This window comes from Limnohabitans sp. Rim8, from assembly GCF_945869175.1.
GTDB lineage: Bacteria > Pseudomonadota > Gammaproteobacteria > Burkholderiales > Burkholderiaceae_C > Limnohabitans_A.
Window position 1 is genome coordinate 1 of the sequence record NZ_CAMBNZ010000114.1, and the last position, 7,365, is coordinate 7,365.

Sequence of the window (7,365 nt, forward strand, 5' to 3'; positions counted from 1 at the left end):
GTGTTCAGGCGTTCTTGGGCACTTTCGCGGTCGATGAATCGGGCGCTGCCAAACACCACCACGGTGTGTTCGATACCGGCCTCGGCTTGGGCCAGATCGGGCTTGAGCATTTCCAGTTGGAATCGAATGCCCCGGGTTTCTCGGCGCAACAAAAACTCAGGGTCGGCAAATGCCAAGCGTTTTGCCTCGGGCAGCATCCAATCGCTGGTGGGGCTTTCGTTTTGCAAATCCGACCAAGCGTGGGCCAAGGTAGCGTCTTGAATGTTGGGTTTGTTAGGCATGCCCTCATTGTGCATGCGCCATAAAAAAGCCCCTTTCGGGGCTTTATGGAGGGTTTGACCGGCAGATCAGACGCGTTTGCGGTATTCACCTGTGCGGGTGTCGATCTCGATCTTGTCACCCTGGGACACGAACAAAGGCACAGGCACTTCCATGCCGGTGGCAATCTTGGCGGGCTTGAGCACCTTGCCAGAGGTGTCGCCTTTGACGGCTGGCTCGGTCCAAGTGATCTCGCGCACCACGCTGGTGGGCAATTCAACCGAGATGGCTTTCTCGTTGTAGAACACCACTTCGAGTTCCATGCCGTCTTCCAAGTAGTTCAAAGCGTCACCCATGTTGGTGGATTCGACTTCGTATTGGTTGAAATCGGTGTCCATGCACACATACATGGGGTCCGCGAAGTACGAGTAGGTGCAGTCTTTCTTGTCCAAAATGACTTGGTCCATTTTGTCGTCAGCGCGGAACACGACTTCGGTGCCGAAGTTGGCGATCAGGCTTTTGAGCTTCATGCGCACGGTCGACGAGCCGCGGCCACCGCGTTGGTATTCGGTGCGCAGGACGACCATGGGGTCTTTGCCGTGCATGATGACGTTGCCGACGCGTATTTCTTGAGCGGTTTTCATAGGAATTGAGTCTGAAATGAAAGGGGGGTGGCTTACAGCCAAGCCCCATATTCTAACCTCTAGGGCTAGGTTTTCTCGCCCACATGCAGGGCCAATTGACTTGCCAAGTCAGTTTGGTGGGAGAGTCTTTGTTGTGCGTCTTTGACGCAACGCTGCCACTCGGCCAGATCTGTCTGATCTATTGTCATTCTGTTTTTGGATTCTGACCCATTCCAAACCCGATGCGCCCGCCGCAGGCACTCAGGTGCCTGCAGCCAGTCCAATAACGCCCCCAGTTTGGCGTGGTGCGCCTTGTCGTCTTGCGGGTAAATGTGCCAGATGAAGGCTTGGCCGGCCCACAGGGCACGCACCAGCGAGTCTTCGCCGCGTACAAAGTTGAGGTCACAGGACCAAAGCATCTCGTCAAAACCGTTTTGGTCGGTGTAGGGCAGGGCGCTCCAGTTGGGGTGCACAGCCATCTCTTTCAGTGCTTGTTGCACAGCTGCCATCGGTCGTCCAGGCGTGACCAACAAGTGGTGAGGTGTGCCCACCATTTGCGCCAGCAGTTGGGGCAGAGCGGCGGGTTCGTAGCAAAACAGGCTGATGAGCAGACCACCCGGCGCCAAGTTGGGGGCGTGTTGTTGACGCCAGGCGACGCGGTCAAAGCCTTGTTGTCGGGTCAGCAGGTCGGCTTCACGCAACAGGCCGCCTGTGTCTGGCGTGAAGCCGGGATAAAAGAATGTCTTGGTCCAACCCTTGGCCGGGCCGCTCATCACGGGCGAGGGGAGGCGGTGCATCCGGGGCACCCATTCTTCTGCGCTCAGGTATTCCAAGTTGATCCAGGCAGGTTGCTGCTGGCGCGTGGCGGCCGCGTGAGCCACAAAGGCTTCGGGCAAGGTGCAGCCAAAGGCTTCGACCCAAACGTCGGCATAGGGCAAGCTTTCCAACAAGGCCTGGTCGCTCGCTTTGTCCCAGGGCAGCACCGCGACAGGTGAAAAGGAGGCTTGGCCATGGTCCGCTGCCATCCAAGCCAATGCCGAGGCATCGTCCACCCACAGTCGCACCGATTGCCCCAACTGGGCCAATTGACAGGCCAGTCGCCAGCACACGCCCAGGTCGCCGTGGTTGTCTATCACGGTGCAAAAAATGTCCCAGATTTTCCCGGTGTGGCGCGAGTTCATAAAAAGGGATTGTCGCGGCAAAGTGTTTCACCGTCACAATACGCGCCATGAACGCGGCACACGACGAATCCTTGTTGGCCCAGGTGGCGGCGCTTCCGGCTTTGCCGGGGGTTTACCGTTACTTCGATGCGCAAGGCAGCGTGTTGTATGTGGGCAAAGCCAAGCAGCTGAAAAAGCGGGTCTCAAGCTATTTCCAAAAGGACCACGGCGGCACACGCATCGGCCACATGGTCAGCAAGATCGCCCGCATGGAAACCACGGTGGTCCGCTCCGAAGCCGAGGCGCTGCTCCTTGAAAACAATCTGATCAAGACGCTGAGCCCGCGCTTCAATATCCTGTTTCGCGATGACAAGACCTACCCCTACCTGAAGCTCACGGGCAATGGCACACTTTTTTTGAAAGCCGTTTCGGGTGCGCCCGAGCCGCAGACTTTCCCCCGTGTGGCCTATTACCGGGGTGCGGTCGAGAAAAAACACCGGTACTTTGGCCCATTCCCGAGTGCTTGGGCGGTCAAGGAGTCGATTCAGCTTTTGCAAAAAGTGTTCCGCCTGCGCACCTGCGAAGACACGGTGTTTGCCAACCGTACCCGTCCTTGCTTGCTGTACCAGATCAAGCGCTGTTCGGGGCCCTGCGTCAACTTGATTAGCCCTCAGGCTTATGCCGATGACGTGCAACACGCCGAGCGGTTTTTGAAGGGCGAGACACAGGCCTTGTTGCAAGAGATGGAAGCGCGGATGATGGCACATTCAGAGCGCCTTGACTTTGAGCTGGCCGCCGAGGTGCGCAACCAAATCACGGCCCTGTCACGCGTGCTGCACCAGCAGTCGGTGGACACGGGCACCGACACCGATGTGGACATTTTGGCTGTGCGGGTGCAGGGTGGGCGTGCCTGTGTGAACCTGGCCATGGTGCGAGGCGGACGGCATTTGGGGGACCGGGCTTACTTTCCGGCGCATGTGGAAGATGCCCATGCCTTACTGGCCATAGGAGACGATGAACAGCCCCAGGTGGCGGTCGAGGTTCAGGTTTTGGAAGCCTTCATGGCCCAGCACTACATCGGCATTCCGGTCCCGGTTGCGATGATCACCAGCGTGGCGGTGGATAAAGCTTTGGTGGCGGCTTTGTCGCAACAAGCGGGTTACAAAATTGCGGCCGTGCACAACCCACGAGAGCAGCGCCGGGTGTGGCTGGAGATGAGCGAGAAAAATGCGGAGATCCAGTTGACCCGTTTGCTGGCCGAGGAAGGTTCGCAACAGGCCCGAACCCGGGCCTTGGCCGATGCCTTGGATTTGGCCCCAGACGATCTGGACGCGCTGCACATCGAGTGTTTTGACATCTCGCATACAGGCGGTGAGAACACCCAAGCCTCGTGTGTGGTGTTCCGTCAGCACAAGATGCAAAGCAGCGATTACCGCCGATACAACATCGAGGGCATCACCCCGGGTGACGATTACGCCGCCATGCGCCAAGTGCTCATGCGCCGCTATGGCAAGCTGGCCGAAGCCTTGCGATCGGGCGAGGGCACAGCGCGTTTGCCCGATTTGGTGTTGATCGACGGCGGCAAAGGACAGGTGAGCATGGCCCGTGAGGTGTTCACCGATTTGGGCTTGGATTTGTCGCGCATCGTAGGCGTCGAAAAAGGCGAGGGCCGCAAGGTGGGCCTCGAAGAGTTGGTGTTTGCCGATGGCCGTGACAAGGTCTATCTGGGTAAGGATTCTGCAGCGCTCATGTTGGTGGCGCAGATTCGCGATGAAGCCCACCGTTTTGCCATCACGGGCATGCGGGCGCAGCGTGCCAAGGTGCGCATGGGCGGCAGCAAGATCGAGGAAATTCCGGGCATTGGGCCTCGCAAACGCGCCAAATTGTTGCAGCGTTTTGGCGGTGTGCGTGGGGTGGAAAGTGCCAGCGTGGAAGACTTGTTAAGCGTAGAAGGCATATCAAAGGATTTGGCCGAGGCCATTTACAACGCCTTGCACTGAGGCTGCGCGCAAGAGACATGGCGGTGACGCATTGACGTGCCACAATGAACCCCATGTTTTTCACCATTCCAACCATCATGACTTGGACGCGCATTGTTGCGATCCCATTGATCATTGGCGTGTACTACTTGGACAGTTTGGCGGTGGAGACGCAAAACCTGATCGCCACCGTCATGTTTGTGCTGTTTGCGTTCACCGACTGGCTGGACGGATTTTTGGCCCGCAAACTCAACCAGACCTCCGCTTTTGGCGCTTTTTTGGATCCAGTGGCTGACAAATTTTTGGTGTGCGCCGCCTTGCTGATGTTGGTCCAAATGGACCGGGTGAACGTGCTGGTGGCGCTGATCATCATTGGCCGCGAAATCGCCATCTCATCCTTGCGGGAGTGGATGGCCCAGATTGGTGCCAGCAAAAGCGTGGCTGTTCACATGGTGGGCAAAATCAAGACCACCGTGCAAATGACGGCGATTTCTTTTTTGCTCTACAACGGGACGCTGTTGGGTGTGATCAACACCCGCGTGTGGGGTGCCGTCTTGATCGTGGTGGCCGCGATTTTGACGGTGTGGTCCATGGTTTATTACATGCAAAAGGCCCTGCCTGAAATCCGAGCCCGGGTGAAATGAGCGCGGCGGCTTCGTCTGACGCCTGGGTGAAGGCGACACCTGTGGTGTTTGTGTTGATCTGGGCCACCGGATTCATTGTGGCCCGCTTTGGCATGCCCCACGCCCCGCCATTGACCTTTTTGTCGGTCCGATATGCCTTGTCCATTGCGTGCTTTTTGGCTTGGATTTCATGGGCCAAGGTGGCTTGGCCACAAAGCCGCCAGCAATGGCTGCATTTGTCGGTCACGGGCATCTTGATGCACGCAGGCTACTTGGGCGGTGTTTGGGTGGCGGTGAAAGCAGGGATGGGGTCGGGCTTGTCTGCCTTGATTGTGGGATTTCAACCCGTTTTGACCGCCATTTGGCTGGCCTACAGCCTGCGTGGCAGCGAGCAACCGGGAATCACGCGACGTCAATGGTGGGGTTTGTCGCTGGGTTTCGTCGGCTTGTTGATGGTCGTCTGGCGCAAATTGACCTTGGGCACGCCCTTGGACCATGTCACGCCGGCCAACATGGCTTTTGCCCTGACGGCTTTGCTCAGCATCACGGTGGGCACGCTGTACCAAAAGCGCTTTGTCAATCCCTGCGACGTGCGTTCGGCCAACACGGTTCAGTTGCTGGCCGCCTTGGTGGTCACCTTGCCATGGGCGCTGATGGAAACCGAGTCCGTGCGTTGGAACAACGAATTGATCGGGGCCATGGCCTGGTCAGTGCTGGGTTTGACTTTGGGGGGCAGTTCACTGTTGTATCTGTTGATTCAACGGGGTGCCGCTGCCTCGGTCACCAGCCTGATGTATTTGGTCCCTCCCACCACCGCCATCATGGCTTGGCTGTTTTTTGGTGAAACCATCACCATCACCACCCTTTTGGGCACGTCCCTCACGGCGGTGGGGGTCAGTTTGGTGGTGCGGCCGTCCCGTCCCTGACGCGCAGACCTTTGCTTTGTTGCTAAGCTCTTGTTTTTTCGTTTTCTCACCTTTTGTTTTTTGATCCACAGAAAGTAACCCGTATGAGCAAGCACCGTATCGCTGTCATTCCTGGAGATGGCATTGGCAAAGAAGTCATGCCCGAAGGCCTGCGGGTCATGGATGCGGCAGCCCGCAAATTCGGCATCGATTTGCAGTTTGACCATTTTGACTTTTCAAGCTGGGATTACTGCGAAAAGCACGGCCAAATGCTGCCCGACAACTGGAAAGACCTGATTGGCGGTCATGATGCCTTGTACTTTGGTGCAGTGGGCTGGCCGGACAAAATCGCCGACCATGTGTCGTTGTGGGGCTCTTTGCTCTTGTTTCGCCGGGAGTTTGACCAATACATCAACCTGCGTCCAGCCCGGCTGATGCCTGGCATCATCGCGCCCGTGGTACGGCGCGACGGCAGCGCCCGCCAGCCGGGTGAGATCGACATGTACATCGTGCGCGAAAACACCGAAGGCGAATACTCCAGCGTGGGTGGCCGCATGTTTCCCGGCACCGAGCGAGAGATCGTGATGCAAGAGTCCATCATGACCCGCATTGGCGTCGACCGCGTCTTGAAGTTCGCATTCGAGTTGGCCCAATCACGCCACAAAAAGCACCTGACCAGTGCCACCAAATCCAACGGCATCGCCATCACCATGCCTTATTGGGACGAGCGTGTGGCCGAAATGGCCAAGGGTTATCCAAGCATCCACTTGGACAAGTTCCACATCGACATCCTGACAGCCCATTTTGTCCAGCGCCCCGACTTTTTCGACGTGGTGGTGGCCAGCAATTTGTTCGGTGATATCCTGAGCGACTTGGGCCCAGCCTGTACCGGCACCATCGGCATCGCTCCAAGCGCCAACCTGAACCCAGACCGGAAATTCCCCTCCCTCTTTGAGCCTGTGCATGGTTCTGCGCCAGACATCGCAGGCAAAGGCATTGCCAACCCCATCGGGCAAATTTGGTGTGGCGCCATGATGCTGGAGTTTTTGGGCCACAAAGACGCACACGATGCCGTTTTGACCGCCATTGAGAAAGTGCTGGCAGCCGGTGCCGATGCCCCACGCACACCTGATTTGGGAGGAACGGCTAAAACTTCCGATGTGGGCAAGGCCATTGCTGAGGCACTTTGAAAACCACTTGATGGGCGTTCCAGCTCAGGCAGCGCATTGAATATCTGTGGTGCCGTGCCTGCTTTGTTGAGTTTTCATGGATAAAATCTCATAAACTGCTGAAACGAGTTCCTTCAGACTGTGGTACTTCCATGGATTTTCAAAGTCAAGCACACGATGGCTTTGGACAAGTTGGACTTGATCCGTTTTCACTGCGGGTGCGATTAAAATTCATATGCCCAAGTTTCAATCCCTCTCTGCTGCAAAAACAGTGTGAAGTTTTGAAAAGAAGATTTTTTATGTGGGGCGCTTAGCTCAGTTGGTAGAGCGGCTCCTTTACACGGAGTAGGTCGGCGGTTCGAGACCGTCAGCGCCCACCACCCTATAAAGTAAAGGCGAACCCAGTGTTCGCCTTTTTTCTTGACAACCCGAGACTTCAGACATGTTTGATTCCATTCGCAACAACTCAAAAATCTTGATGGGGTTGTTGTTCTTGCTGGTGATTCCTTCTTTTGTGCTGTTCGGCATTGAGGGCTACAGCCAGTTTGAAGACAAAGGTGCCGTGGTCGCCAAGGTCGATGGCCAAAAAATCACGCAGTCCGAGTGGGATGCTGCCCATCAGGCTGAAGTGGATCGCATTCGTGCTTC

General features: G+C 56.8%; 7 protein-coding genes, 1 tRNA gene and 1 pseudogene. 6 read left to right on the forward strand and 3 right to left on the reverse strand.

Going from position 1 to position 7,365, the window contains the following annotated elements:
• The 3 genes and pseudogenes from Q0O19_RS13280 to earP form a co-directional block, all read right to left on the reverse strand.
• Positions 1 to 281: pseudogene (locus Q0O19_RS13280) on the reverse strand (3-isopropylmalate dehydrogenase); the annotation flags it as partial.
• A gap of 66 nt (positions 282 to 347) precedes the next feature.
• On the reverse strand, positions 348 to 902 hold the full coding sequence (gene efp, locus Q0O19_RS13285) for an elongation factor P (RefSeq protein ID WP_295523732.1): 555 nt from the start codon (positions 900 to 902) through the stop codon (positions 348 to 350).
• 65 nt (positions 903 to 967) lie between these two features.
• Entirely contained in the window at positions 968 to 2,062 is a 1,095-nt protein-coding gene (earP, locus tag Q0O19_RS13290; protein WP_295523734.1) for an elongation factor P maturation arginine rhamnosyltransferase EarP, read from the reverse strand.
• Between the two features lie 47 nt (positions 2,063 to 2,109).
• Here earP and uvrC point away from each other — a divergent pair, with 47 nt between their 5' ends.
• The 6 genes from uvrC to Q0O19_RS13320 all read left to right on the forward strand — a co-directional run.
• Positions 2,110 to 4,041: an excinuclease ABC subunit UvrC gene (uvrC, locus tag Q0O19_RS13295; protein WP_295523736.1), complete on the forward strand. Its 1,932-nt coding sequence runs from the start codon at positions 2,110 to 2,112 to the stop codon at positions 4,039 to 4,041.
• 53 nt (positions 4,042 to 4,094) lie between these two features.
• Positions 4,095 to 4,664: a CDP-diacylglycerol--glycerol-3-phosphate 3-phosphatidyltransferase gene (pgsA, locus tag Q0O19_RS13300; protein WP_295523738.1), complete on the forward strand. Its 570-nt coding sequence runs from the start codon at positions 4,095 to 4,097 to the stop codon at positions 4,662 to 4,664.
• Positions 4,661 to 5,569, forward strand: coding sequence for a DMT family transporter (locus Q0O19_RS13305; RefSeq protein WP_295523740.1), 909 nt, complete (start codon positions 4,661 to 4,663; stop codon positions 5,567 to 5,569). The genes pgsA and Q0O19_RS13305 overlap by 4 nt, the downstream gene beginning before the upstream one ends.
• An 83-nt stretch (positions 5,570 to 5,652) precedes the next feature.
• Positions 5,653 to 6,738, forward strand: coding sequence for a tartrate dehydrogenase (locus Q0O19_RS13310; protein ID WP_295523742.1), 1,086 nt, complete (start codon positions 5,653 to 5,655; stop codon positions 6,736 to 6,738).
• Between the two features lie 283 nt (positions 6,739 to 7,021).
• Positions 7,022 to 7,097: transfer RNA gene (locus Q0O19_RS13315), tRNA-Val, on the forward strand.
• Between the two features lie 62 nt (positions 7,098 to 7,159).
• Positions 7,160 to 7,365, forward strand: a 206-nt coding sequence (locus Q0O19_RS13320; protein ID WP_295523744.1) for a SurA N-terminal domain-containing protein, incomplete at its 3' end; no start/stop codon positions are given.

Bases quoted from the DNA above. Each gene is read 5' to 3' on its own strand.
- efp (WP_295523732.1), bottom strand. From the start codon at position 902: ATGAAAACCGCTCAAGAAATACGCGTCGGCAACGTCATCATGCACGGC.
- uvrC (WP_295523736.1), top strand. From the start codon at position 2,110: ATGAACGCGGCACACGACGAATCCTTGTTGGCCCAGGTGGCGGCGCTT.
- Q0O19_RS13310 (WP_295523742.1), top strand. From the start codon at position 5,653: ATGAGCAAGCACCGTATCGCTGTCATTCCTGGAGATGGCATTGGCAAA.
- Q0O19_RS13305 (WP_295523740.1), top strand. From the start codon at position 4,661: ATGAGCGCGGCGGCTTCGTCTGACGCCTGGGTGAAGGCGACACCTGTG.
- earP (WP_295523734.1), bottom strand. From the start codon at position 2,062: ATGAACTCGCGCCACACCGGGAAAATCTGGGACATTTTTTGCACCGTG.
- pgsA (WP_295523738.1), top strand. From the start codon at position 4,095: ATGTTTTTCACCATTCCAACCATCATGACTTGGACGCGCATTGTTGCG.